Below are 22,452 nucleotides of genomic sequence, written 5' to 3' on the forward strand. Positions count from 1 at the left end.
GTGGGCTACGGTTCCTCGCGGTCGACGGCGATCGCGCGGGCCGGGCAGGCGTGCGCCGCGGAGCGCACCGCGGCCGCGTGCGGTGCGGGGTCCTCGTCCAGCAGGACGACGATGCCGTCGTCGTCCTGGTCGAAGACGTCCGGCGCCTCGAGCACACACTGACCCGCGCCGATGCACTTGGGGTAGTCGATCTTGATCTTCATCTCGCTCACCTTTCTTCTCCCCACGCCACGGGCAGGGAGTGGACGCCGTAGACGACCATGTCGCCGCGGTAGTCGATCTCGTCGAGGGGCACCGCGAGCCGCAGGTCGGCGAAGCGACGCAGGATCGCCGGGTAGGCGGTCTGGAGCTCGATGCGGGCGATGGGCTGGCCCAGGCACTGGTGGATGCCGTAGCCGAAGGCGACGTGGTGGTTCTGCTCCCGGTGGATGTCCAGCCGGTCGGGATCGGCGAACTGCCGCGGGTCGCGGTTGGCCGAGTCGCCGGAGGCGATGACGCCCTCGCCGGCCCGGATCAGCGCACCGTTGACCTCGACGTCCTCGACGGCCACCCGGCGGCGCCCGATGTGCGTCACGGTGAGCAGTCGCAGCAGCTCCTCGCACGCCGCGGCGACTTCCTTGTCGTCACCGTCGCGCATGATCGCCGCGTACTGCGGGTTCTGCAGCAGGAACAGCACGCCGAGGGCGATCTGGTTCGCGGTGGTCTCGTGACCGGCGACCAGCAGGAGGATGCCGAGGGAGGCGACCTCCCGTTCGGTCATCTCGCCCGTCCTGACCCGGCGTTCCACGACCCGGCCGAGCAGGTCGTCGGTCGGTTCGGCCAGCTTCCGCGTCACGAGCTCGGTGAGGTAGGAGGTGAGCTCCTCGACCGCGCGCCCGGCCCGGGCCGGGTCGCCCTTGACGTCGAGCAGGGCGTTGCTGTGCTCCTGGAAGAACGTGTGCGCCTCCTGGGGGATGCCCAGCAGTTCGCAGATGACCGTCGAGGTCAGCGGCAGGGCGTAGTCCGCGACCAGGTCGGCGGTGCCGCCCGAGGCCTCCATCGCGTCCAGCAGTTCCTCGGAGATCCGCTCGACGGTGGGGCGCAGCGCCTCGGTGCGACGCACGGAGAACTCACCGGTGATCATCCGGCGGTGCCGGGCGTGCTCCGGGTCGTCCATGGCGATGAACGTCGGGTTCGCCTTGTGCTGCTGCTTCATCCCCGCCGAGGTCACCGGGTAGCCGTCCCGGCTCGGGTCGGAGCTGAACCGCGGGTCGGACAGGATCGCCCGCACGTCGTCGTACCGGGTCACCAGCCAGGGCAGGCTGCCGTCCCAGGTGCGCACCTGCGCGACGGGCTCCTCCTCCCGGAGCCGACCGATCTCGGCCGGAGGGGAGAAGGGGCATCCCCGGGCCATGGGGTAGGCCGGCGCACCGCTCTTTTCACTGGTCATCGTGTCCACCTCGTCGTGTCGAACCTGCTGGTCGGGGAGTGCCGCGTCTCAGTCGTCGAGGAGCGGGAACTCGTACGGCGGCGTCTGGACGTACCCGCCGTCCAGGTGCAGCACGGAGCCGGTGATGTAGGAGGAGGCGTCCGAGCAGAGCCACAGGTGCGCGTTGGCCACCTCGTCCGGCTCGCCGATGCGGTGGAGGTTGCTCATGATGCGCCGGTAGGCGTCGACGTCGCGCCGACGGGCGCGCAGGCCCTCCTGGAGCATCGGGGTGTCGATCGCCCCCGGGGCCACGCAGTTGACCCGGATGCCGTACTTGCCGTAGTCCAGCGCCGCGCTCTGGGTCAGCGACCACACCCCGGCCTTGGCCGCGTTGTAGACGGGCGAGTTCCGGTTCGGGCGGAAGCCCACGATGGAGGCCACGTTGACGATGGAGCCCCCGCCGCCCTGCGCCAACAGCTGCTTGATCTGGTACTTGTTGCAGTGGAACGTGCCCTTGAGGTCGACCGCCATGATGCGGTCGTACGTCGCCTCGTCGAACTCGGCCACCGGCTCGTTGTCGTTGGCGACGGCGGCGTTGTTGACCGCGCAGTCGAGCCGCCCGTACGTCGCGACGGTGGCGGCGACCATGGCCTCCACCTGCTCCGCGCGGGAGATGTCGCAGGAGAGGAAGGTGGCCCGACCGCCCGCCTCCTCGATCTCCGCGACGACGCGCCGACCGGCCTCCTCGTTGAGGTCGACCACCGCCACCTCCGCGCCCGCGCGGGCGAAGAGCTTGGCTGTCGTCTCACCCATGCCCTGGGCCCCGCCGGTGACGATCGCTACTTTGCCCGCTAGGGCCTGCTCGGTCATGTGCCGCGTCCTTCTGTGTGGAGGGGGGAGCTCAAAGGGGGGTGAGGGGTCGTTCGGCGCGCAGTCGTGCGCCGGGCGACGGGACGCCGGGGAGGGGGTGGTGGGGCGGACGGCGGTTCGGGACTCACCCGGCGGCCGTGCCCCCGCCCGCCTCGTCCACGAGGAAGACGCGCTTCATGTCCCGGTCCATGAAGGTGAGTTCGTCCTCCCGGACCCGTGCCGCCTGGGCGGGGTCGCGGAACACCTCCATCGCGCGGTCGAAGCGGTCCCGGTCCGCGTACCACATGTCGGTGATGACGTCGAAGTCCAACGGGTCCTGCCCGGGACCGGCGTTGACCCCGCCGGAGGCCGTCGCGTGGTCGACGTAGTTGCGGCGGTAGTCCGCGAGGTGCTCTCCCACCAGGGAGAGGATCAGCGGGACGTGCACCTGCTCGTAGTGGGTGCGGAACTCCTCGGCCGAGAGGCCGGGCTTGCGGGAGAGAACGGCGACCAGCTTGATCAAGGGGTCCTCCCGAGACGTCGTTCGGCCCCCGGGACCGGACGACGGGCTCGTGTGCGTGCGTGTGTGTGCGTGGGTGGTTCGGGACGGGTGACGCGGGGGTCGGCCCGCACGGGTGCGCCCGGCCGGGACCGTCCGCGCGAGTCAGAAACGTCCGCCGTCGACCGAGATGATCTGGCCGCTGACGAACGCGGCCGCGTCCGAGGCGAGGAAGGTGGCCACGCCCACCAGGTCCTCGGGGCGACCCCAGCGCCCCAGCGAGGTGCGCTCGAGCGCGCTGGAGAGCGCCGCGTTGCGGGGGATCGACTCGGGCGTGACGTACTGGTCGTCGATGATCAACCCGGGGGCGATTCCGTTGGCGCGGATGTTCCAGGTACCCCACTCCCTGGCCATGTACTTGGTGAGCATGATCAGGGCGCCCTTGGCCACGCCGTAGGCGTCGACCCCGGGCGAGGGCACGATCCCCGTCGGGGACACGATGTTGACGAAGGATCCGCCGCCGGCCGCGGCCATCTTGGGCACCAGGTGACGGCCCGTGCGCACCACGCCGAGGATCAACGGGTCGAAGAAGTTCAGCCACGCCTCGTCGGGCGTGCTCAGGAGGTCGCCCTGCTGCGGGCTTCCGCTGGGCACGGCCGAGTTGACGACGGTGTCCACACGGCCGAAGGCGGACCAGACGTCCTCGACGAGGGCGGCGGTGCCGGCCGCGTCGGTCAGGTCGCCCGCGGCGTACCTGACCTCATTGCCGGTGGCCCCCTGGATGCGCTCGGCCGTGGCCCGCAGCCGCTCGACGTTGCGCCCGCCGATGACGACCCGCGCGCCGGCGGCCGACAGCGAGGCGGCGAACTGCGATCCGAGGTTGCCCGAGCCCCCGGTGACGAAGACGACCTTGCCCTCGGGGAGCAGGGGGGAGGAGGTGCTGCTCATGCTGGCCTTCCGTCGGTCAGGTCAGGTCAGGTCCGGTACGGACGTACGGCAGTGCGGCGAGGTGTCGTCACTCGCCCTTGGCGTGCTCCGTCACGGCCGCGGTGTCCTGGTAGAAGACCTCGACCTTCTCGATCTTCCCGTCGACGACGTACCAGAGCTCGATGACCCGCATCGGCAGCACCTTGCCGGTACGGCGGTTGCGCATGTTGAGGTCGGCGTCCGCCAGGACGACGTCACCGGCGTCGCGGTACTTCACGTGGAAGGTGTTCACCGTGGACTCGAACAGGTCGGTGATCTGCCCGATCATCCGGTCGAAGCCGTCCGCGCCGTGCCAGTCGCCGCCGTACGGCAGACCCTCGGCCTCCACGGCCACGAAGTTGTCGGCGAGCAGCTCGAAAGCCGCCTCCTTGTTCCCCTTGAAGAAGTACAGGTCGGAGAATTCCGCAACGATCCGCACATTGTCGGTTGCAGACAGGTTCTGAATGTTCTCGTTCAGGGCCATGATGTCTCCCGGTTCTCGAGGTGAACTGGCCGAGCGGCGCTCGTGCGTCGCGTCGGCCGCCGTCCGGAGGGATTATGCGACTTAGCGTCTCAGAGTAGCTGGAGCAGGTCAATCGTCCGGCACAGGCGAAATGCGGAGCAGGCGGAAGGGGCCGGGACGCCCGGCGGCAGGCGCGCAGAACGGGGCGGCGACGTCGAGGCACGGACGCCCGGCCCCGGGCCGGGAAGCGGCCGTACGGCGGCGGCCCCGACCGCCACCCCACGAGGCCGGGGCGGTGGGTCGGGGCCGTCGTACGACCGCTCAGATCGCGTCTGGGCGGGACGTGCCGCGCAGGAAGAACATCGGGACGGTCAGCAGCACCGTCCCCAGGCACATCAGCGCGGAGACCCGGAAGACGGCCATGAGCGCGTCGGGGTCGGTGTAGCTCGCCGCGCCCACACCCAGCGCGTAGCCGGTCGTCACGGCCGCCACCACCGAGCTGGCCAGCGCCGTGCCAACCGCGCGCAGCAGCGTGTTGAGCCCGTTGCCGGACGCCGTCTCGCTCTCCGGCACGGCCCGCATGATGAGGGTGGGCATGGCGGCGTAGGCGAACGAGGCGCCGACCGCCACGGCCACCGAGCCGGCGACCACCTGGGTCAGGCCGCTGCTGAAGGCGGACCTGAGCAGGTAGGTCGTACCCATGAGGGCGGCACTGGCCAGGAGCGTCACCCGCGGTCCGCAACGCCGCACGATCCCGGCCGTCACCGGGGCCATGAGGCCGAAGGTGACGGCGTTGGGGGCCAGCCACAGCCCCGCCTCCCGCAGGTCCATGCCCAGGCCGATCCCGTCGTGCGCGGGCGCCTGGAGGAGTTGCGAGGTCACCAGCAGGTCCGTGTACATCGCGAATCCCATGAGCAGCGCGGAGAGGTTCACGAGGAGCACCTCGGGACGCACCGCGACCCGCAGGTCGACCACCGGCCTGCGGGCGCGCAACTGCTGGGGCACCCACACGGCCGGGGCCAGGACCGCGCAGAGCGCCGAGACGAGCGTCGGCCGCGACGTCCACCCCCACGCTCCCCCTTTCGACAGGGCGAGCAGCAGGGCGCTGAGCGCCACGGACAGCAGCAGGGCCCCCGTCAGGTCGAACCGGCCGGGCGAGCGCACCGGCGACTCGTCGACCACCAGGGCGATGGCCAGCAGCACCACCGCCCCCAGCCCGCCGGTGATCCAGAACAGCGCGTGCCAGTCCAGATGCGCCGCGACCAGCCCGGACAGGGGCATCCCGACCCCGGCCCCCACCGCCAGCGTCGCGCTCATCAGCGCGACCCCCAGGGGGACTTGGCGCGGCGGGAGCATGTCCCGCATGAGCGCGATGCCCACCGGGACGAGCGCCATGCCCGTGCCCTGCAACGCCCGCGCCACCAGCATCGGCGCGAGCGAGTCGGTCAGCGCCCCGATGAGGGAGCCCACGACCATGGCGACCAGCGAGACCAGGACCATGCGCTTCTTGCCGTACATGTCGGCCAGCCGAGAGATGGTCGGCGTGGCCAGCGCACCGGCCAGCAGGGTGGCGGTGAGGAGCCAGGAGGCTCCGGCCGCGTCCGTGTCGAGCAGCCGCGGCAGGTCGGGCAGCAGCGGCAGCGCGATCGACTGGTTGAGGGACACGGCGGTCCCGGCGAGGGACAGGACGACCAACATCAGCACGGCGCGCGAGTCTGTGGTGGGCGTCATGGGGTGGTGGCTCTCCTGCTTCGAGGTCCCTCGCCGGGAGGGGTGGACCGGTGGCCGGGTCAGGTGTTCGTCCATACGGGCGGGCGCTTCTCGACGAAGGCTCGTGCGCCCTCGGCCGCGTCGGCCGACGACCGGACCCGATCCACGTCCGCGCGCTGACGGTCGAACATCTCCGCCTCGGGCCAGTCCGGGGCCGAGGCGACCAGCTGCTTGGCCACCCGCACCGCCATGGGCGCGTTGCCGGCGATGGAGCGGGCCAGCTCCACCGCCCGCTCCCGGGCGGTGCCGGGCGCGACGACCCGGTTGACCAGGCCGAGCGCGTGGGCGCGGGCCGCGTCCACCGGTTCGCCGGTCAGCACCATCTCCAGAGCGACCGCGCGCGGCACCCGACGCGGCAGGCGCAGGACGCCTCCCGCGGCGGCCACCAGCCCGCGCTTGACCTCGGGCAGGCCGAACCAGGACTCCTCGGAGGCGACGACCAGGTCGCAGGCCAGGGCGATCTCCATGCCGCCGCCCAGCGCCTTGCCCTCGACCGCGGCGATCAGCGGCTTCTCGGTGGCGCGCTCGCAGATCCCGAAGGCTCCCCGGCCCTCCACGAGGGGGCGTTCCCCCGTGGCGCTGAAGGCCTTCAGGTCCATCCCCGCGCTGAAGACGGGTCCCGCCCCGGTGAACACCGCGGCCATGACGTCCTCGCGGGCGTCGACCTCGTCCAGGGCCGCGGCGATCTGCCGGGCGGTGGGCAGGTCGATGGCGTTGCGGACGTCCGGCCGGTCCAGCGTGACGACCGCGACGCCCCGGTCCACCTCGAAGGTGACGGTGCGGCTCATCGCGGCGACATCCGGATCGCGCCGTCCAGACGGATGGTCTCGCCGTTGAGCATCCCGTTGTCGATGATCGACAGGGCGAGCTTGGCGTACTCGTCCGGGTCGCCGAGGCGGCTGGGGTGGGGCACGGTGGCCGCCAGCGAACCGCGGACCTCCTCGGACAGCCGCGCCAGCAGCGGGGTGTCGAAGGTGCCCGGCGCGATGGTGCAGACGCGGATGTTCTTCGAGGCCAGGTCGCGGGCGGCGACCAGGGTCATGCCCACGATGCCGGCCTTGGAGGAGGCGTAGGGGATCTGGCCGATCTGGCCCTCGAAGGCGGCGACCGAGGCGGTCAGCACGACGACGCCGCGGTCGCCGTCCAGCGGCTCGTTGCGCGCCATCCGGGTCGCGGCCAGGCGCAGCACGTTGAACGAACCGACGAGGTTGATCTGCACGATCTCGGAGTAGGTCTCCAGCGAGCCCGGAGTGCCGTCCCGGTTGACCAGGCGCACCGGACCGCCGCGACCGGCACAGTGCACGACGGCACGCAGCGGCGCCGCCTCCTCGGCCGCGTCGAGCACCTTCTCCAGGGCGTCGGCGTCGCGCACGTCGGCCGGCACGAAGCGCACGCGCTCCCCGAGCTCGTCGGCGACCTCCTTGCCGCGCGAGCCCTCCAGGTCCGCGATGACGACCGCGGCCGCGCCCTCGTCGAGCAGGCGGCGCACGGTGGCCAGTCCGAGCCCGGACGCGCCGCCCGTGACGACGGCGGAGCTTCCTGTGATGTTCATCGGTGGTGTCTTCTTCCTGTCGGAGGCGTTCGGGTCAGAAGCGTTCGGGTCAGAGGCGTTCGATGAGGGTGGCGTTGGCCATGCCGCCGGCCTCGCACATGGTCACCAGGCCGTAGCGGCCGCCGGTGGCTTCGAGGCCGTGCAGCGCGGTGGTGAGCAGACGGCCGCCCGAACCGCCCAGCGGGTGCCCCAGGGCGATGGCGCCGCCGCGCGGGTTCAGTCGGGCCGGGTCGGCGCCGAAGTGCTGGGCCCACGCCAGCGGAACGGGCGCGAAGGCCTCGTTGACCTCGTAGTGGTCGATCTGGTCGATGGTCAGACCGGTGCGCTTGAGCAGCTTCTCGGTGGCCGGGATCGGCCCCGTCAGCATCGTGATCGGGTCGTCCCCGGCCAGCGCGAAGGAGTGGAACCGTGCCCGCGGGCGCAGTCCGAGCTCCCGCGCCTTGGTCTCGGACATGATGAGCAGCGCGGAGGCGCCGTCGGCCAGCTGGGAGGAGTTGCCCGGGGTGACCTTCCACTCCCCGATCTCGGGGAAGCGCGCGCTCATCTCGGGGGTCTCGAAGGACGGCTTGAGGCCGGCCAGGCCCTCGACGGTGGTCTGCGGACGGACCGTCTCGTCGGCGCTCACGACGGTGCCGTCGGGCAGGGTCACCGGCACGATCTCGGCGCCTAGGTCGGTGGCGGTGGCGTTGGCGTGCGAGCGGGCCGAGAAGGCGTCCAGGTCGTGCCTGCTGAAGCCGCGGCGGGCGGCGATGAGTTCGGCCGAGACGCCCTGCGGGACGAGCCCGGGCGCGTAGCGCTCGGCGACGGACGGGCCCCAGGGGTCCTGTCCGATCCGGGCGGTGAGCATCGGGATGCGGCTCATCGACTCCACGCCCGAGGCGATGACGATGTCGTGCGCCCCGGCGATCACGGCCTGGGCGGCGAAGTCGGCGGCCTGCTGGCTGGAGCCGCAGGCCCGGTGCACCGTCACCGACGGCACGCTCTCCGGCAGTCCCGCGGCCAGCCAGGCCCAGCGGCCGACGGGTCCGGACTGCTCCCCGACCTGGCTGACGCAGCCGGTGATGACGTCGTCCACGATCGCCGGGTCGATGCCGTTGCGGTCGACGAGCCGGCGCAGCACCTGGCCGAGCAGTTCGACCGGGTGCAGTGAGGACAGGGCTCCGCCGGGCCGCCCGTCGCGGGGGGCCTTCCCCTTCGCCATGGGCGAGCGGATCGCGTCGACGATCACGGCGGTGTTGGTCATGTCTGACTCCCCAAGAAGCTGTTCGGCTCGGTGGACGTGCCTTCTGGTCCGGTGCGCGTACGTCCCGTCGGGTGCGGGGCGGGGTGCGCTTCCGCCGCCGGGAGCCGTCGCTCCCGGACCGCCCCGGGCCGTCCGGGCGGACGGTGCCGCCGCGGCGACGAAGGGGCGGGGTGCGGTCGGCCTCCGCTCCCTGTACGAGGCGAGGTGCGGGAGCCGGGCGCGGGGCGGGTACGGCCGGTCCGGCGTGCGGGTGACTGCGTGGCGCTCGGGGTGTGTGCCCGGACGCGCCACGCACGCTCAGGTGTTCATGGCGGTGTTCGAGGGCATGACCCGGGTCGTGTGTCGCGCTCGACTCCCGCTGCCGAGCGGTCGGTTCGCGCCTGCCTCCGAGCCATAGTTTTGAACTATAGTGTCTCATAAGAGGTGCGGCAAGGTCCGTCCCGCGGAAGGGGCGGACCGGCTTCGCCCGGACCGGACGGAAGGAACGACGTGAGTGTTGACGCGAACCCCGGGGGCGTCCCGGCGGCCACGAACGTCTCCGAGCCCCCGTCGCCCGAGGCGCCCGAAGGCGACTGGACGGACTGGGCGAACCTGATGCCGAGCGTGGCCGCGCTGGGTCTCGAATGCACGGCCATGGACGAGGAGCGGGCGGAGTTCGTCCTCGATTCGCGCTTCTTCCCGCTCAACGCCAACGGCGCGGTCAACGGGGGGCTGCTCGTCAGTGCCGCGGACCAGGTCATGGGCGTCATGGCGGTGCGGGGGGCGCGCTCGCACGCGTACGCGTTCACGATCAGCATGGCGGCGCAGTTCCACCGCTCGGCGATGCCGCCGATCCTGGTGCGCGCGGAGTTCGTGCCCGGGGGCAAGCGGGTCGCCTTCGTCAACGTCGAGATGGAGGGCGCGGACGGCGTCCGCTGCGCGTCGGCCCAGGGGGCCCTGCGGATGAGTGCGGGGGAGCGGGTCGAGCCTGCGGCGCCGGAGGGATGATCCCTTCGGCGGGTCGGCGGGTCGGCGGGTCGGCGGGTCGGCGGGTCGGCGGGTCGGCGGGTCGGCGGGTCGGCGGGTCGGCGGGTCGGCGGGTGCGTGCCGCTCGTCGCGGCCGCGGGTGCTCCTTGACGCCCCTGCCGGGTTGTGAGTCAATGCATCTCATAATATCCGGCCGGGGTCGGCCGCTTCCCGGCGCGTGACCGCCGGTCACGGCCCGTACGGAGGCCGGGTGTGGGCGCCAGGAGAGGGCCCGGCCCGGCGGTGACGCGTCGGCAGCCGACCGCCGCCCCGGACTGCGGGAGCGCGACGGTCCGTGGTGACGGCGAGCGGGTGCGCCCCGCACGGCGGCGCGCCCGTCGTGGCCACCGGAGCGCGGGAAGGCTCCACCCCGAGGGGTGAGCGAGCCCGCCCTCCGCCACGACACCTCCGCGCGACACCGCCGCGCGCCGCGCCGGTGCGCGGACCGGCCGGAACCGCTGCGGCCGCCCGACGCCCAGACGTCGGCCGGCCCGGGACGAAGGGAACGGACCACATGGCCGCGGAAGGCAGCGCGTCGGACCCCGTGTCGATCGAGACGGAGTTCCTCTTCGACTACCTCGTCGAGCTCAAGTCCCACAGCCGCCCCTCCTACGTCTTCGGCGAGACCCCCTACGGGCAGCGCATCGTGGGCGGGGTCGAGGGCGGCTGGGTCGAGGGCCCTCGCCTCAAGGCCACCATCCTGGAGGGCATGGACTACGGGATCCTGCGGACGGACGGTTATGTCGCCCCCGACGTGCGGCTGGTGCTGCGGACGGACGACGGCGAGCTGATCCTGATGACCTATACCGCCGGCCGCCTCGGCCCCTGGCCCAAGGTCATGGAGGCCAGGGGCGGCGCGAACATCGACCCGGGCGAGATCGACTGGATCCTGACCTACTCCTTTGAGACGGCCTCCGAGGAGTACGACTGGCTCAACCGCACGCTTGCCGTGGGGCGCGGGGCGATCACCGAGGCGGGATTCCGCTACCGGGTGGACGCCCTTCGATGACCTGCCGGGCCCCGTCCGACGCGGGGTCCGGCTCGGGGAGGGGGTGGGCGCGTGCGGGTGCCCGCCCCCTCGGTGTGCGGCGGCGACGGTCCCGCCCCGTTTCGGGGTGGGGCCGTCGACTCCCGCCGCGCGAGATGTTGTGAGATCTTGAATTTCAGAAAAATGGATCGCGGCCCGAGCGGACATCGGACGCGCCCCTGCCGGACCGGGAAGGGGCGCCACCGATGCCGCGGAGGTGTCGAGTGTGATGCGGACGGAGCGTGACTGCGGGATGAGCAAGGTTGATCTACGGAACGACGACGGGCGCTGGACCCTGACGTTGACCGACCCGGATCGGCGCAACTGTCTGGACGAGGTGATGATCCGGCAGCTCGGCGAGGCGGTGTCCACCGTCGCCGCCGACGCGGACGCGCGGACCCTCGTGGTGACCGGCGAGGGGACGGCGTTCTGCGCGGGCGCGGACCTGCCCGCCCTGTTCGGAGGGGCCGGGGAGCGCTCGGTCGCCGATCTGCGCCGTCACCTGCACACCGTCTACGACAGCTTCCTCAGGCTACGGGCGCTGGAGATCCCGACCGTTGCGGCGGTGCAGGGGGCCGCCGTCGGCGCCGGGCTGAACCTCGCCATGGCGTGCGACGTCCGCATCGCCGGTCCGCGCGCGTCGTTCGCGGCGACCTTCTCGAAGATCGGTCTGCACCCCGGTGGCGGTTGCACCTGGTTCCTGGTCAACGCCCTCGGCCCGCAGAAGGCGCTCACGCTGCTGCTCGACGGCGGCGCCCTGCACGGCGAGGAGGCGGTCGCCCAGGGGCTCGCCCTCCGCGTCGTCGACGATCCGCTGGCCGACGCGCACGAGACGGCCGCGCGCTGGGCGGCGATCGATCCGGCGCTCGCCCGCGACATCAAGTCGGCGGTCGGCGTGGCGCGCACCGGCGACTTCGGCGCGACCCTCGAGTTCGAGTCGTGGGCGCAGGCGTCCTCGGCCACCGGGCCGGCGATCCAGGAGGTCGTCGCGAGCTTCCGCAAGAAGTGAACGAGGGCGGGGGGCTGCCGACGGCGGTCCCCCGTGCCGGTCGCCGGGTGGCGACCGCGTTCGCTCCGGCGTCGACGCCCCGGGTCCGCCCGCGGGCGCAAGGGTGTCTCCGGGCAACCCGTCCCACGTGAAACTCGTATTCCGGCGGCGCTCGAACCCCATGCGGCGCCGCTCATCCGTCTGGAGGACCGACATGCGCGTAGAGGTCGATCAGAGTCTGTGTTCCGGGCACGGGCAGTGCGCCGTGGCCGCGCCCGATCTGTTCCGACTGGACGAGGACGGCTATGTGCTGCCCTACGACGGCGAGGTTCCCGAGGGGCGGGAGCCGCACGCGCGGGCCGGGTCCAGGGCCTGCCCGGAGCGTGCGCTGAAGATCCTTGCGACGGATCCGGGGGCCGCGGCGGGATAGCCGACCCCGATACGACGATGCGCGGCGCGCAGGGACCCATGGAGGTGGGTCCCGGCGGTGCCGCGCTTCTGCGCTGCCGTGACGGCCGACTGCTGACTGCCGCCCGCCGCCCATGTGCCCGTGCCTGAGTCCGTGTCCGTCTGCGTGCACGCGGCCCGGTGCCTGTGCCGGGGGTGTTGGGGTGAGGGCAGGAGCGGCGGCGTACTGATCCGGGGCCGCGGCGCTCCCCGACGGGGCGCTCTCCTGGTGGGGCGTCCCCGGGAGGCCGGGGCCAGCGATGCGCGCCCGGTGCGCCCGCGGCTCGAAACCGGTCGGCGGGCGGTGCCGCCGCGTACCGGGAGCGGCTTTCGGGTGGACCGAGTGATCCGGCCGCTGTTCGTGCTCAGGCTGCTCCGGCAGCTCCGCGGCCGGTCGCGGGCGTCGTACGTGGGGCAAGGCCGGCGTGCGTCTCCTCGTGCGCGTCACGCCAGCCCGGTGACCTGCGATGTCAGTCTGCGGAACGGGAGGTCGACCTCCTCGGGGTGAGGGTGTAGTCATCGAGATCCACATGGCGGGTGCGGGCCCAGTACTCGGCGTTCGTCCAGGGGAGGTTCGTGACGATCCGCCCCTTGTCGTTGCGGTAGTAGCTGGTCATGCCGGGGTGGCTCCACACCGCGCCCTCGAGGGCCTGGTCCAGCTCGGCCATGAAGCGCTCGAAGGGCTCCGTGCGGACCTCGGCGCTGCCGATCCCGTTCTCGCTCATGTGGGTCAGCAGCTCGATCACGTAGCGGACCTGCATCTCGACCGTCATCACCAGGCTTCCGCCGTGTCCGGCGTTGGTGTTCGGGCCGAAGAGCATGAAGAAGTTGGGGAACTCGGGGACCGTCATGCCCAGGAAGGCGCGGGCGTCGTCGGCGCCCCAGGCGTCGCGCAGCGCGGTGCCGCCGCGTCCGCGCAGCTCCATCGGGCCGAGCATGTTGATGGCGTCGAACCCGGTGGCCAGGACGATCACGTCGGCCTCGACTCGGTGCCCCGAGGTCGTGGTCACCCCGCCCGGGTCCACCGTCGCGACGCTCTCCGCGATCAGGTCGACGTTGTCGCTGGTCAGCGATTCGAACCAACCGTGGTCGAGTAGCGGACGCTTGCCGTACGGGGGGTAGGTGGGGGTGCTGGCCTCGATCAGGTCGGGGCGGCTGGCGAGCTGGCGCGCGATGTAGCCGGTGAGGAAGCGACGGTGCCGCTCGTTGGCGGCGTTGACCGAACGCTCGGGGTGCTCCCAGGTGGGGTCGACACGCAGGATCGGGTACATCCGGTCGCCGAAGTTCCACACCTGGCGCAGCCGGTACCAGCCCAGGTACCAGGGCACGTGCTCCATCAGGAACTTCTTCTGCTCGCTGACGTCGGCGCCCGCGTTGGGGTTGGGCAGGATCCACTGGGCCGAGCGCTGGAAGACGGAGACGTGGGCGGCCTTCTCGCGGATGGCCGGCACGAGCTGCATGGCCGAGGCACCGCTGCCCACGACCGACACGCGCTTGCCGGTCAGGTCCAGGGCGGGGTCCCACTGCGCGGTGTGCACCACCGGTCCGGCGAAGGAGTCCAGCCCCGGCAGGTTCGGCCGCGAGGGACGGTTGAACTGTCCGACGGCGCTGATGACGACCCCGAAGTCGGCCTCCTGGGCCGTGCCGTCCGAGTGGCGCAGCACGACGTGCCAGTGCTGGGCCTCCTCGTCCCAGGTGGCGGACTCCAGTTCGGTGCCGTAGCGGACCTTGTCCTGGATGCCGTGCTGCTCGGCGACGTCGACGAGGTAGCGGTGCACCTCGCCCTGGCCGGCGAAGTACCGCGGCCAGTCGGCGCGCTGGGCGAAGGCGAAGGAGTACAGGTGGACCGGGGTGTCCACACCGCACCCGGGGTAGGTGTTCTCGTGCCAGGTCCCGCCGACCGCCTCGTTCTTGTCGATGAGGGTGTACGGCAGTCCGGCCTGCTCGAGCCGGATGGCGGCGGCCAGGCCGGAGAAGCCGGTGCCGACGATCAGGGTGTGCGGCGCGGCGTCGCGGGTGCGCTCGGAGAGGGGCGCGGGCTGCCGGTCGGCCGTGCCGAGTTCCTCGGCGAGCAGGCCCGCGGTGTTCTCCGGCACCGCGTCCCCGACCACGACCCCGAGGATCTCGGCGAGCTTCTCGGGCGCCGGGGCGGGCGTGTGGGGCAGGTCTCCGCGCAGGTGGTCGAGGATCACCCGGTGCGCGATCTCGCGCAGCTTCTCCTGGGACTCCCCAGGCAGCCCGGCGTCGTCGTGATCGCCCGGCCCTCGCATCGGTCCGGGCGCGAACTGGTCCTTCAGGTAGGACCAGTTGCCGGTGATATGGGTCAGGACGGCAAGGAGCGTGGGGAGGTTGGCGTCCTTCAGTGCCCAGGCGAGTCTTTCCTCGAAAGCGGCGCTGTCGACGTCGTCGGTTCCGATGTCGGATGTCGAAAGTGTCACACTTTGTCCTTCGTCGGTGAGGAGTGCGCCCCGTGGTGGCCCGCTGAGCCGCCACTGGCCACGCGGCTGTTGAGATAATAGACTGTCGGTCTCAATAAGGCACCAAGGTGTCGATACGAGAGGTCTCAGAATGGATGAATCCAAGTTCGTGTGTCTGCGGCTGAGCCGACCGGCCGAGGGCGTCCTGCAGATCACCCTCGACCGCCCCGATCTGATGAACCGGGTCGACGAGGACTTCCACCGCGAGATGGTCGAGGTCCTGGGCGAGGTGGCCGGCGACCGTTCGGTGCGGGCGATCGTGCTGGCCGCGACCGGCAAGGTCTTCTCGGCGGGCGGCGACTTCGACTTCATGCGCCAGGCCCACGCGGACGTCGACGTGCGACAGCGGACCGTGGACGACGGACGTCGTCTCGCGGACGCCTTCATGACCATCCCGCAGCCGATCGTCGCCGCGGTGCACGGAGCGGCGATCGGGGTGGGCGCGACGATCGTCCTGCTCTGCGACGCGGTCGTCGCGGCACGCGCCGCGAAGATCGCCGACACGCACGTGGCGGTCGGCCTGGTGGCCGGCGACGGAGGCTGCGTGGCGTGGCCCCATTCGGCCGGAATGCTGCGCGCGCGTCGCTACCTCCTCACCGGGGACGCCCTCGACGCGGCCACGGCCCACTCGTTCGGGCTGGTCACCGACCTTGTGGACACCCCCGAGGAGACGCTCGCGGTCGCGCTGGACATCGCCGGGCGGATGGCCGCCCGCGCCCCGCTCGCCGTCCAGGGCACCAAGCGGGCCCTGAACCGGCTCACGGCACAGCGTGCCGGAGAGGTGCTCGACCTCTCGTTCGCACTGGAGCAGCAGACCCTCGCGTCCGAGGACCTGCTGGAAGGAATCAACGCCTTCCAGGAGCGTCGGCCGCCGGAGTTCCGCGGGCGCTGAGCACCGCGGGAGCACGCGCACCACACGCGGACGGGTCCGCGGCCGACCAGTCAGTCAGGGAGACAGAATGACCCATCGAAGGATCTCGACCCGCTTCACCGAACTCTTCGGCGTGACGCACCCCTTGGTACAAGGCGGGATGCAGTGGGTCGGGCGCGCCGAACTCGTGGCGGCGGTGGCGAACGCCGGCGCCCTCGGGTTCATCACCGCGCTCACCCAGCCGACCCCCCAGGACCTCACCCGGGAGATCGAGCGCTGCCGGACGATGACGGACCGACCGTTCGGCGTCAACCTCACGATCCTGCCGTCGATCAACCCGCCGCCGTACGCCGAGTACTGCCGCGCCATCATCGACTCGGGCGTCACCATCGTGGAGACCGCGGGCAACCTGCCGACCGAGTTCGTCGAGATGCTCAAGCCCGCGGGCGTGCGCATCCTCCACAAGTGCACCAGCATCCGGCACGCGCTCAAGGCCCAGTCCGTGGGCGTCGACGCGCTGAGCATCGACGGGTTCGAGTGCGCCGGACACCCCGGCGAGGACGACATCCCCGGACTCGTCCTGCTCCCGCGCGCGGCGAGCACCCTGTCCATCCCGTTCATCGCCTCCGGGGGGATCGCCGACGCCCGGGGCCTGGTGGCCGCGCTCGCCCTGGGCGCGGACGGGGTCAACATGGGCACCCGCTTCATGTGCACGATGGAGTCGCCGATCGCCACCCCCGTCAAGGAGGCGATCGTGGCGGCCACCGAGCGGGACACCGAACTCATCTTCCGCCCGCTGCGCAACACCGCCCGGGTGGCGAGCAACAGCGTCAGCCGCGAGGTCGTGCGCAAGCTCGCCGAGGACCCCCGCTTCGAGACCGTGCGCGAACTCGTGGCCGGGGCCCGGGGGCGGCGGGTCTACGAGGAGGGGGACCCCGAACTCGGCATCTGGACGGTCGGAATGGTCCAGGGACTGATCGACGACATCCCCACCGTCTCCGCGCTCGTCGACCGGGTGGTCGAGGAGGCGTGCGGACTGATCGAGAACCGGCTGACGGGGATGTCCTCCCGGGTCCAGGAGGTGGCGGCATGAACGAAGCGGTCGTGGTGAGCGCGGTGCGCACCCCCGTCGGCACGGCGTTCAAGGGGACGCTGCGGGAGACCGGCGCCGACGAACTCGCCCGGCAGGTGCTCCTCGCCTGCGTCGAGCGCTCCGGCGTCGCCCCCGAGGCCGTCGACGACGTGATCCTCGCCGAGTCGCTGGCCGGCGGCGGGGTCCTCGCCCGGCACGCGGCGGTGGCGGCGGGCATGCTCTCCGTCCCCGGCCAGGCGGTCAACCGGCACTGCGCGGGCAGCCTCACCGCGCTGGGCAACGCGGCCGGAGCCGTGCGCGGCGGTGCCGCGCGGGCGGTCGTCGCGGGTGGGACGGAGTCCGCCTCCACCGCTCCCGCCCTGGAGTGGCGGGAGCCCGGCTCGGACCGGACCCGCACCGGCATGGGGCCCACCTTCCCCCACTACGACGGTGCGAACGACGACGTCACGCTGACCGTCGGCTGGAGTGCCGCCCGGGAGACGGGCCTGTCCCGGCAGGAACTGGACGCGTGGGCGCTGCGCTCGCACCGCAGGGCGGTCGCCGCGATCGACGAGGGGCTCTTCGCCGACGAACTGGTGCCGCTGACGGTCACGCTCGGCGGCGAGCAGGTCGTCTTCGACCAGGACGAGCATCCCCGCCGCGGCACCTCGATGGAGAAGCTCGCCGCGCTGAAGCCGGTGCACCCCGAGATCGAGGGATTCTCCGTCACGGCGGGCAACGCGAGCGGGATCAACGACGCGGCGGCCGCGCTCATGGTGGTGAGTGCGGAGTACGCCCGCGAGCACGGCCTGGAGCCGCTGGCCCGCATCCACGGCTGGGGCGCCGTGGGCGTCGAGCCGCACCGCACCGGCATGGCCGCCGCCGAGGTGATCACCAAGCTTCTGACGCGTTCCTCGCTCTCCGCCGGGGACATCGCGCTCTGGGAGATCAACGAGGCGTTCGCCTCGGTGCCGCTGGCCGCCTCGCGCGTGCACGGCATCGACGAGGAGAAGATCAACATCCACGGCTCGGGGTGCAGCCTCGGCCATCCGATCGCCGCCTCGGGCGCGCGGATGGTGACCACGCTCGTGCACGCCCTGCGCCGCCGGGGCGGCGGCCTCGGCATGGCGGCCATGTGTGCCGGCGGCGGCATGGGCGGGGCGGTGGTCGTGGAGGTGTAGACGGGCCGGGGCGCGGGGCGTGCGGCGGCCCGCCGGACGGGGGCGACGAAAAGGCCCCCGCCGCCGGTGGGGCGGAGCGCCGGCCGGTCCCGTGCCACGGGACCGGCAGGAGCCATCGGGCGCGCCGGTGTGCGTATCGGCGAGGAAACACGGATCGGGGCATTGTTATTTTGAGATTCCGGGTCTAACGTCGCGTTCGAAACCGGCGGGCGTTTCCCCCGGCGAAGGGGAATGCGCCGTGAAGGGTGGAGGGAACGTGCCCGAGTTCACGCACACGATTCGCGGTCTCACCTATCCGGAATGCCCGCGCTGGCGGGGGGACCGGTTGTATTTCTCGGACTTCTTCACGCATCAGATCCTGTCGGTCTCCCTTTCCGGGGAGGTCCGGTGCGAGGCGGTGGTGCCGAACCAGCCAGGGGGCCTGGGCTTCCTGCCCGACGGGCGCCTGCTGTTCGTGTGCGTGAAGGACCGGCGGATCATGCGCCGCGACGGAGCGGAGTCGGTGGTCCACGCGGACCTGTCCGAGGTGGTCCCGCACCACCTCAACGACATGGTCGTCGACGCCGAAGGGCGTGCCTACGTCGGCAACATGGGGTTCGACCTCCGCGGCGGTCGGCCGGTGGCGCCGGCGGACCTGTGGCGGGTCGACCCCGACGGGACCTTCGAGAAGGTCGCCGAGGACCTGGCCTTCCCGAACGGCTCGGTGATCACCCCCGACGGGCGGACCCTGATCGTCGGCGAGTCCTTCGCCAACCGGCTGACCGCCTTCGACCTCGGGGACGGACGGCTCTCCGGTCGCCGTACGTGGGCACGCTTCGGCGAAGCGCCCACCACCACCGACGTCGGTGAACTCCTCTCCGTGATCGACGTCTCCGCCGACGGGATCGCGCTGGACGCCGAGGGGGCGATCTGGGTGACCGACCCGCCGCACAGGCGCGTCCTGCGCGTGGCGGAGGGCGGCGAGGTCCTGGCCGAGCACGTCTTCGACCAGGGGGCCTACGCCTGTGCCCTGGGCGGTCCCGGCCGCTCCACCCTGTACGTCTGCCTCGCGCCCACCTGGGACGCGACCGAGGCGGCCGCCCTGCGCGGCGCGTCGATCGTGCAACTCCCGGTCGGCGTCCCCGGCGCCGGCATTCCCTGACCATCCGCGGGCGTGCGGTCCGGACGGGCCGCCGTGCGGTCCGGGTGGTCCTGGTGGTCCGTCGCGTCGGCGGAGCGGTCCGTCGCGAATCCGTCCGCGAGATGTCCAGCAGATCGAAACATTCGAAAGAAAGGTGTGCGACATGACGAGCACGGAACCCCAGAAGATCAGTGTCGTCCTCTTCCTCAAGCGCAAGCCGGGAACGACGAAGGAGGAATTCGCCGCCCATTACAACCGGATCCACGCCAAGATGGCGCAGGATTGTTTCGGTCACCTCTACGACAGCTACACGCGCAATCTGGTCCGCTCCTCCGGTGAGCACGCCAGCACCTCCGACACCCACGCCTCCGTGGGCGACGACCCGTACGACGCCATCACGGTGATCACGTTCCGGGACCGGGAGGCGCTCGCCGGGATGCAGCGCCTGGTCCAGGACCCGGACCAACTCGCCGCCTTCCTCGACGACGAGGACAAGTTCCTCGACCGTTCCTCGAAGTTGGCGTTCATGTGCGACCAGTACGCCTCGGAGCCCGTGAGCGGCTGACCCTGTGGACGTCGGCCCCGGCAGAATCGTTCTTTCGTTCCTGCCGGGGCCGAAGCGGCGCTCGCGCGGGGACGGGAGCACCCGTGCGCGAGCCGCGCCGGCCCTGTGCCGTCGCACCGCAGCCCACCCGGTACCTCCTCGTCGACACACGCGGCGTCGACAGACGTGGAGGCCGGGAAGGCGTCGAGGGGCGCCCCGTCCTCGGACGTGGGGCGCCCCTCGACGCATGTCGGCTCTCCGGGATCAGCCCGCCGTGACCTGCTCGGCGGACCGGGGGGCCGTGCGCGAGAGGAAGTCGTGCAGGGCGTCGAAGAAGACGTCGGGACGTTCGAGCATCGGGTAGTGGCCGCATCCCTCCAGCGGCACCAGCGTCGCGTCGTCGAGTCGCTCGTTGAGCCACCGCGCGCCCTTGAGGGAGAAGATCTTGTCGTCGGCGCCGACGAGTTGCAGCACCGGCTGCCGCACGCGCGGGACCTGCGCCACCAGATCGGTCTCCATCAGCGCCACGCAGACCGCGGCACCCGCCCACGAGGGCATGCGCATGGAGAGCGTGGTGAGCCATTCGAGCAGGTGCGGGTCGGGCGGGGAGGCGAACGCGTTGGCGATGCCCTCCCGTCGCGAGGTCATGCGGCCGTTGAGCTCGCCCTCGAGCAGGGTGGGCAGCAGGCTCGACGCGGGCAGCCCGAAGGGGAACTCCTCGCTGCGTGTCGTGCGCACCGCGTTGGAGCACACGAGGACCAGTTGACGCACCCGCTCGGGGGCGGTCGCGGCGAGCTGGAAGCCGACCTGGCCGCTGAAGGACCAGCCGACGATCGTGGCCGACGCGATCCCGAGCGCGTCCAGCACGGCCGCCACGTCCTGCGCCAGCCGCGGGACGTCGTACCCGCTCAGCGGCCGGTCCGAGAGCCCGTGGCCGCGCGGGTCCACGCAGATCGCGCGGTAGCCGGCCCGGGTCAGTCGCTGGACGGTGCCGTCCCACGTCTCGTGTGCCATGCCGAACCCGGGCAGGAGCACGACGGGCTCGCCCTCGCCCAGGTCCTGGACGTGGAGCCGGACTCCGGGCTCCACCTCGATGTGGCCGATGTACATCAGTACCGCTCCTGCCTCGTGGTGTGTCGTGCCCCCGCCTCGACGTGGGGGGCGCGCGGGTCGCCGTTCGCCCGCCACGTCGCGGGTACGGTGCGGCGGGCGTCGCCGGTCACCGCTACCGGCCCATCTCGTCGGGCCCCAGACCCGCCTTCTTCGGGTGCGGGAGCGGATGGTGCAGCGCCGGGGCATCCCATCCGGCGGTCTCGCGGACCTCCTCGACGGCCTTGCGGTAGGCGGCGACCAGGGTGTCCTCGCGGTCGTAGCTGAAGGTGTCGACGAAGGCGATCTGGGAGTCGACGTCCGGCGGCGTCTCCTGGAGCCAGGCGACCGTCTCGCGGATCTGGTCCTCGGCCGACAGCACCTCCTGGTAGCCCAGCAGGGTCTTGGCCTTGGTGGTGTCGAAGAGCGTCTGCGGCGAGTAGTCGCGCAGCGGGATCAGGCTCGCCTGGACGGGGCCGGCCAGTTCCGCGGGCAGCGAGGCGACCTCGATCGAGCCACCGGCGGCCCCGGCCACGACGTCCACCCACTGACGCCACGAGTACTGGGTGTCGTCGGCGGCGTTGAACGCCTCGCCGTCGGCGGCCTCCGGCCGGTCGATGCAGCGCAGCAGCACCTCCGCCGCGTTGCGCGCCCCGCAGCGGCCCAGGATGCCCAGCCCGCCGTCGGGCAGGATCATGAACGGCCTGCGGTCCTGCATCCGCTTGAGGACCATCCACTCGTGGGGGGTCTGGTTGCGCGGACCGTGGATGGCGGGGTAGCGGATCACGGTGCCCCGGAAGTCGCCGTCACGGGCCCGGTCGAGCACCTCGCGCTCGGCGGCGAGCACCTTGCCGGCGAAGGACGAGGCCTCGCCCTCCGTGTCCGCCAGGGGGCCGTCCTCGCGGGTGGGCAGCACCGCGCCGGGGGGACGCTGCTCGGTCCAGCCCAGGACGTTCTTGTAGGAGGGGACGCCGCCGACGGCCACGAACTGCTCGCAGCGCTTGGCGAACCACTCGGCCAGGGTCTTGACCCGCCCGTACATGCACGCCACGACGTCGAACTGCTCGCCGGAGAGCGCTTCCTCGATCGTCTCGCGGAAGTGCGGGTCGCCGTGGATGTGGCGGACCTCGGGAAGCCCCGGGGGCTCGTGGACCCCCCGGTGGAAGAGCGTGACGTCGTGACCTCGGTTCAGCAGGCCCTGTACGACGTGCGGACCGGTGGGCCCGGTTCCTCCGACGACGAGCACCTTCATGGTGTCTGCCTCTCCTGAAGCACCCCGTGGGGGTGGCCTTGGTCTGTCGCTTCCGGGGACGTGCCGGGACGTGTGCCGACAGGTCCGCGGGGCGGGCGCGGCCGCGTGGTGGGGAGCAGGTGTCGCGGGCGCCGGACGCGGGGTGCGGCCGGACGGCGGACCGCGACGCCCCGGGCGTTTCGAGGGCGTCGACCGCGGAGGCTCCCGCACTCCTCGCCGGTTCGTGCGACGGTGCGTCGGATACGAGATAATAGACACCCAATCTCATTAAGGCAATGGTGCGCGGGGCCTGTCGCGCCCGTGACGCGCGAAGGGCTCCGCCCGTCGACGCCGAGGTGGCGCCGACGGGCGGAGCCCGGGGCGAGGGTGGTGCCCTCCGGTCGTGGGGGAGCGGGCCGTGCGCCTGTTCCCCGGCCCTTCGTGCGGCGTGTCGCGCGCTCAGGCGGTCCCCGGCGGGCACCTCGGCGGGAGCGGGCGAGGGTTCGGACGCGGACGCGGGTTCGGACGCGGGTTCGGGCGCGGCCTGGGCGGCGGCCTCCTCCTCGGCGGCCAGGCGCAGCTGGATGCGGTGCAGCCCGAACGCCGCGAAACCGACGATGACCAGGGGGATCACCGCCCCGCCCGGGGAG

At 72.1% G+C, this 22,452-nt stretch carries 22 protein-coding genes; 9 read left to right on the plus strand and 13 right to left on the minus strand.

The features are described 5' to 3' along the window. Nucleotides 1–5: 5 nt before the first annotated feature. From ABZ818_RS20060 to ABZ818_RS20105, 10 genes are all read right to left on the minus strand, one after another. Nucleotides 6–203 carry a ferredoxin gene (locus ABZ818_RS20060; protein ID WP_361416089.1) on the minus strand — a complete coding sequence of 66 codons (198 nt, stop codon included), beginning with the start codon at nucleotides 201–203 and terminating at the stop codon, nucleotides 6–8. A gap of 5 nt (nucleotides 204–208) precedes the next feature. Further along, nucleotides 209–1,429, minus strand: coding sequence for a cytochrome P450 (locus ABZ818_RS20065; protein WP_361416091.1), 1,221 nt, complete (start codon nucleotides 1,427–1,429; stop codon nucleotides 209–211). A 48-nt stretch (nucleotides 1,430–1,477) separates the two neighbouring features. Beyond that, on the minus strand, nucleotides 1,478–2,278 hold the full coding sequence (locus tag ABZ818_RS20070; protein ID WP_355896433.1) for a glucose 1-dehydrogenase: 801 nt from the start codon (nucleotides 2,276–2,278) through the stop codon (nucleotides 1,478–1,480). Nucleotides 2,279–2,402: 124 nt separating this feature from the next. Continuing rightward, nucleotides 2,403–2,780 carry an EthD domain-containing protein gene (locus tag ABZ818_RS20075; protein WP_361416094.1) on the minus strand — a complete coding sequence of 126 codons (378 nt, stop codon included), beginning with the start codon at nucleotides 2,778–2,780 and terminating at the stop codon, nucleotides 2,403–2,405. A gap of 141 nt (nucleotides 2,781–2,921) precedes the next feature. Beyond that, nucleotides 2,922–3,704: an SDR family oxidoreductase gene (locus ABZ818_RS20080; protein WP_361416096.1), complete on the minus strand. Its 783-nt coding sequence runs from the start codon at nucleotides 3,702–3,704 to the stop codon at nucleotides 2,922–2,924. 67 nt (nucleotides 3,705–3,771) lie between these two features. Continuing rightward, nucleotides 3,772–4,206, minus strand: a complete 435-nt coding sequence (locus tag ABZ818_RS20085; protein ID WP_355896441.1) for a nuclear transport factor 2 family protein — start codon at nucleotides 4,204–4,206, stop codon at nucleotides 3,772–3,774. Between the two features lie 300 nt (nucleotides 4,207–4,506). Then, entirely contained in the window at nucleotides 4,507–5,916 is a 1,410-nt protein-coding gene (locus tag ABZ818_RS20090) for an MFS transporter (RefSeq protein WP_361416099.1), read from the minus strand. A 59-nt stretch (nucleotides 5,917–5,975) separates the two neighbouring features. Further along, complete coding sequence (locus ABZ818_RS20095; RefSeq protein ID WP_361416101.1) at nucleotides 5,976–6,743, minus strand: crotonase/enoyl-CoA hydratase family protein; 768 nt, start codon at nucleotides 6,741–6,743, stop codon at nucleotides 5,976–5,978. Continuing rightward, nucleotides 6,740–7,507 carry an SDR family NAD(P)-dependent oxidoreductase gene (locus tag ABZ818_RS20100; protein WP_361416103.1) on the minus strand — a complete coding sequence of 256 codons (768 nt, stop codon included), beginning with the start codon at nucleotides 7,505–7,507 and terminating at the stop codon, nucleotides 6,740–6,742. Before ABZ818_RS20100 ends, ABZ818_RS20095 begins: the two co-directional genes overlap by 4 nt. Nucleotides 7,508–7,556: 49 nt before the next feature. Next, nucleotides 7,557–8,750 (minus strand): thiolase family protein, encoded by a 1,194-nt coding sequence (locus ABZ818_RS20105; RefSeq protein WP_361416105.1) that lies wholly within the window; start codon nucleotides 8,748–8,750, stop codon nucleotides 7,557–7,559. Nucleotides 8,751–9,239: 489 nt separating this feature from the next. Here ABZ818_RS20105 and ABZ818_RS20110 point away from each other — a divergent pair, with 489 nt between their 5' ends. The 4 genes from ABZ818_RS20110 to ABZ818_RS20125 all read left to right on the plus strand — a co-directional run bounded on the left by ABZ818_RS20110 (nucleotide 9,240) and on the right by ABZ818_RS20125 (nucleotide 12,200). Further along, nucleotides 9,240–9,737 (plus strand): PaaI family thioesterase, encoded by a 498-nt coding sequence (locus ABZ818_RS20110; RefSeq protein WP_361416107.1) that lies wholly within the window; start codon nucleotides 9,240–9,242, stop codon nucleotides 9,735–9,737. 532 nt (nucleotides 9,738–10,269) lie between these two features. After that, a complete protein-coding gene (locus tag ABZ818_RS20115) occupies nucleotides 10,270–10,764 on the plus strand; it encodes a DUF3237 domain-containing protein (RefSeq protein WP_361416109.1) in 495 nt (164 codons plus the stop codon). Between the two features lie 271 nt (nucleotides 10,765–11,035). Continuing rightward, on the plus strand, nucleotides 11,036–11,791 hold the full coding sequence (locus ABZ818_RS20120) for an enoyl-CoA hydratase (RefSeq protein WP_361416111.1): 756 nt from the start codon (nucleotides 11,036–11,038) through the stop codon (nucleotides 11,789–11,791). 193 nt (nucleotides 11,792–11,984) lie between these two features. Next, nucleotides 11,985–12,200 carry a ferredoxin gene (locus tag ABZ818_RS20125; RefSeq protein ID WP_361416113.1) on the plus strand — a complete coding sequence of 72 codons (216 nt, stop codon included), beginning with the start codon at nucleotides 11,985–11,987 and terminating at the stop codon, nucleotides 12,198–12,200. Nucleotides 12,201–12,687: 487 nt separating this feature from the next. On the opposite strand, the gene ABZ818_RS20130 is transcribed toward ABZ818_RS20125, so the two are convergent. Continuing rightward, the gene (locus ABZ818_RS20130; protein ID WP_361416115.1) at nucleotides 12,688–14,655 is read right to left on the minus strand and encodes an NAD(P)/FAD-dependent oxidoreductase; all 1,968 of its coding nucleotides are present in this window, start codon (nucleotides 14,653–14,655) and stop codon (nucleotides 12,688–12,690) included. A 130-nt stretch (nucleotides 14,656–14,785) separates the two neighbouring features. Here ABZ818_RS20130 and ABZ818_RS20135 point away from each other — a divergent pair, with 130 nt between their 5' ends. From ABZ818_RS20135 to ABZ818_RS20155, 5 genes are all read left to right on the plus strand, one after another. After that, entirely contained in the window at nucleotides 14,786–15,586 is an 801-nt protein-coding gene (locus ABZ818_RS20135) for an enoyl-CoA hydratase-related protein (protein ID WP_361416117.1), read from the plus strand. A 67-nt stretch (nucleotides 15,587–15,653) separates the two neighbouring features. Continuing rightward, the gene (locus tag ABZ818_RS20140) at nucleotides 15,654–16,658 is read left to right on the plus strand and encodes a nitronate monooxygenase (protein ID WP_361416119.1); all 1,005 of its coding nucleotides are present in this window, start codon (nucleotides 15,654–15,656) and stop codon (nucleotides 16,656–16,658) included. Continuing rightward, on the plus strand, nucleotides 16,655–17,818 hold the full coding sequence (locus ABZ818_RS20145; RefSeq protein WP_361416121.1) for a thiolase family protein: 1,164 nt from the start codon (nucleotides 16,655–16,657) through the stop codon (nucleotides 17,816–17,818). The genes ABZ818_RS20140 and ABZ818_RS20145 overlap by 4 nt, the downstream gene beginning before the upstream one ends. Before the next feature lie 256 nt (nucleotides 17,819–18,074). Further along, on the plus strand, nucleotides 18,075–18,959 hold the full coding sequence (locus tag ABZ818_RS20150) for an SMP-30/gluconolactonase/LRE family protein (protein WP_361416123.1): 885 nt from the start codon (nucleotides 18,075–18,077) through the stop codon (nucleotides 18,957–18,959). Between the two features lie 142 nt (nucleotides 18,960–19,101). Then, complete coding sequence (locus tag ABZ818_RS20155; protein WP_361416125.1) at nucleotides 19,102–19,503, plus strand: EthD domain-containing protein; 402 nt, start codon at nucleotides 19,102–19,104, stop codon at nucleotides 19,501–19,503. Nucleotides 19,504–19,746: 243 nt separating this feature from the next. Here the strand turns inward: ABZ818_RS20155 and ABZ818_RS20160 are convergent, their stop codons facing one another. Together ABZ818_RS20160 and ABZ818_RS20165 are read right to left on the minus strand one after the other, a co-directional pair. Continuing rightward, nucleotides 19,747–20,592, minus strand: a complete 846-nt coding sequence (locus ABZ818_RS20160) for an alpha/beta hydrolase (protein ID WP_361416127.1) — start codon at nucleotides 20,590–20,592, stop codon at nucleotides 19,747–19,749. 115 nt (nucleotides 20,593–20,707) lie between these two features. Then, entirely contained in the window at nucleotides 20,708–21,823 is a 1,116-nt protein-coding gene (locus tag ABZ818_RS20165) for an NAD-dependent epimerase/dehydratase family protein (RefSeq protein ID WP_361416129.1), read from the minus strand. Nucleotides 21,824–22,452: the final 629 nt, after the last annotated feature.

This window comes from Streptomyces sp. NPDC047453 (assembly GCF_040643155.1).
In the GTDB taxonomy this organism is placed as follows: Bacteria; Actinomycetota; Actinomycetes; order Streptomycetales; family Streptomycetaceae; genus Streptomyces.

Excerpts from the sequence above, each read along its gene's own strand:
- ABZ818_RS20060 (WP_361416089.1), bottom strand. The coding sequence starts at position 203 with ATGAAGATCAAGATCGACTACCCCAAGTGCATCGGCGCGGGTCAGTGT.
- ABZ818_RS20065 (WP_361416091.1), bottom strand. The coding sequence starts at position 1,429 with ATGACCAGTGAAAAGAGCGGTGCGCCGGCCTACCCCATGGCCCGGGGA.
- ABZ818_RS20070 (WP_355896433.1), bottom strand. The coding sequence starts at position 2,278 with ATGACCGAGCAGGCCCTAGCGGGCAAAGTAGCGATCGTCACCGGCGGG.
- ABZ818_RS20080 (WP_361416096.1), bottom strand. The coding sequence starts at position 3,704 with ATGAGCAGCACCTCCTCCCCCCTGCTCCCCGAGGGCAAGGTCGTCTTC.
- ABZ818_RS20085 (WP_355896441.1), bottom strand. The coding sequence starts at position 4,206 with ATGGCCCTGAACGAGAACATTCAGAACCTGTCTGCAACCGACAATGTG.
- ABZ818_RS20090 (WP_361416099.1), bottom strand. The coding sequence starts at position 5,916 with ATGACGCCCACCACAGACTCGCGCGCCGTGCTGATGTTGGTCGTCCTG.
- ABZ818_RS20095 (WP_361416101.1), bottom strand. The coding sequence starts at position 6,743 with ATGAGCCGCACCGTCACCTTCGAGGTGGACCGGGGCGTCGCGGTCGTC.
- ABZ818_RS20100 (WP_361416103.1), bottom strand. The coding sequence starts at position 7,507 with ATGAACATCACAGGAAGCTCCGCCGTCGTCACGGGCGGCGCGTCCGGG.
- ABZ818_RS20105 (WP_361416105.1), bottom strand. The coding sequence starts at position 8,750 with ATGACCAACACCGCCGTGATCGTCGACGCGATCCGCTCGCCCATGGCG.
- ABZ818_RS20115 (WP_361416109.1), top strand. The coding sequence starts at position 10,270 with ATGGCCGCGGAAGGCAGCGCGTCGGACCCCGTGTCGATCGAGACGGAG.
- ABZ818_RS20120 (WP_361416111.1), top strand. The coding sequence starts at position 11,036 with ATGAGCAAGGTTGATCTACGGAACGACGACGGGCGCTGGACCCTGACG.
- ABZ818_RS20125 (WP_361416113.1), top strand. The coding sequence starts at position 11,985 with ATGCGCGTAGAGGTCGATCAGAGTCTGTGTTCCGGGCACGGGCAGTGC.
- ABZ818_RS20135 (WP_361416117.1), top strand. The coding sequence starts at position 14,786 with ATGGATGAATCCAAGTTCGTGTGTCTGCGGCTGAGCCGACCGGCCGAG.
- ABZ818_RS20140 (WP_361416119.1), top strand. The coding sequence starts at position 15,654 with ATGACCCATCGAAGGATCTCGACCCGCTTCACCGAACTCTTCGGCGTG.
- ABZ818_RS20145 (WP_361416121.1), top strand. The coding sequence starts at position 16,655 with ATGAACGAAGCGGTCGTGGTGAGCGCGGTGCGCACCCCCGTCGGCACG.
- ABZ818_RS20155 (WP_361416125.1), top strand. The coding sequence starts at position 19,102 with ATGACGAGCACGGAACCCCAGAAGATCAGTGTCGTCCTCTTCCTCAAG.
- ABZ818_RS20160 (WP_361416127.1), bottom strand. The coding sequence starts at position 20,592 with ATGTACATCGGCCACATCGAGGTGGAGCCCGGAGTCCGGCTCCACGTC.
- ABZ818_RS20165 (WP_361416129.1), bottom strand. The coding sequence starts at position 21,823 with ATGAAGGTGCTCGTCGTCGGAGGAACCGGGCCCACCGGTCCGCACGTC.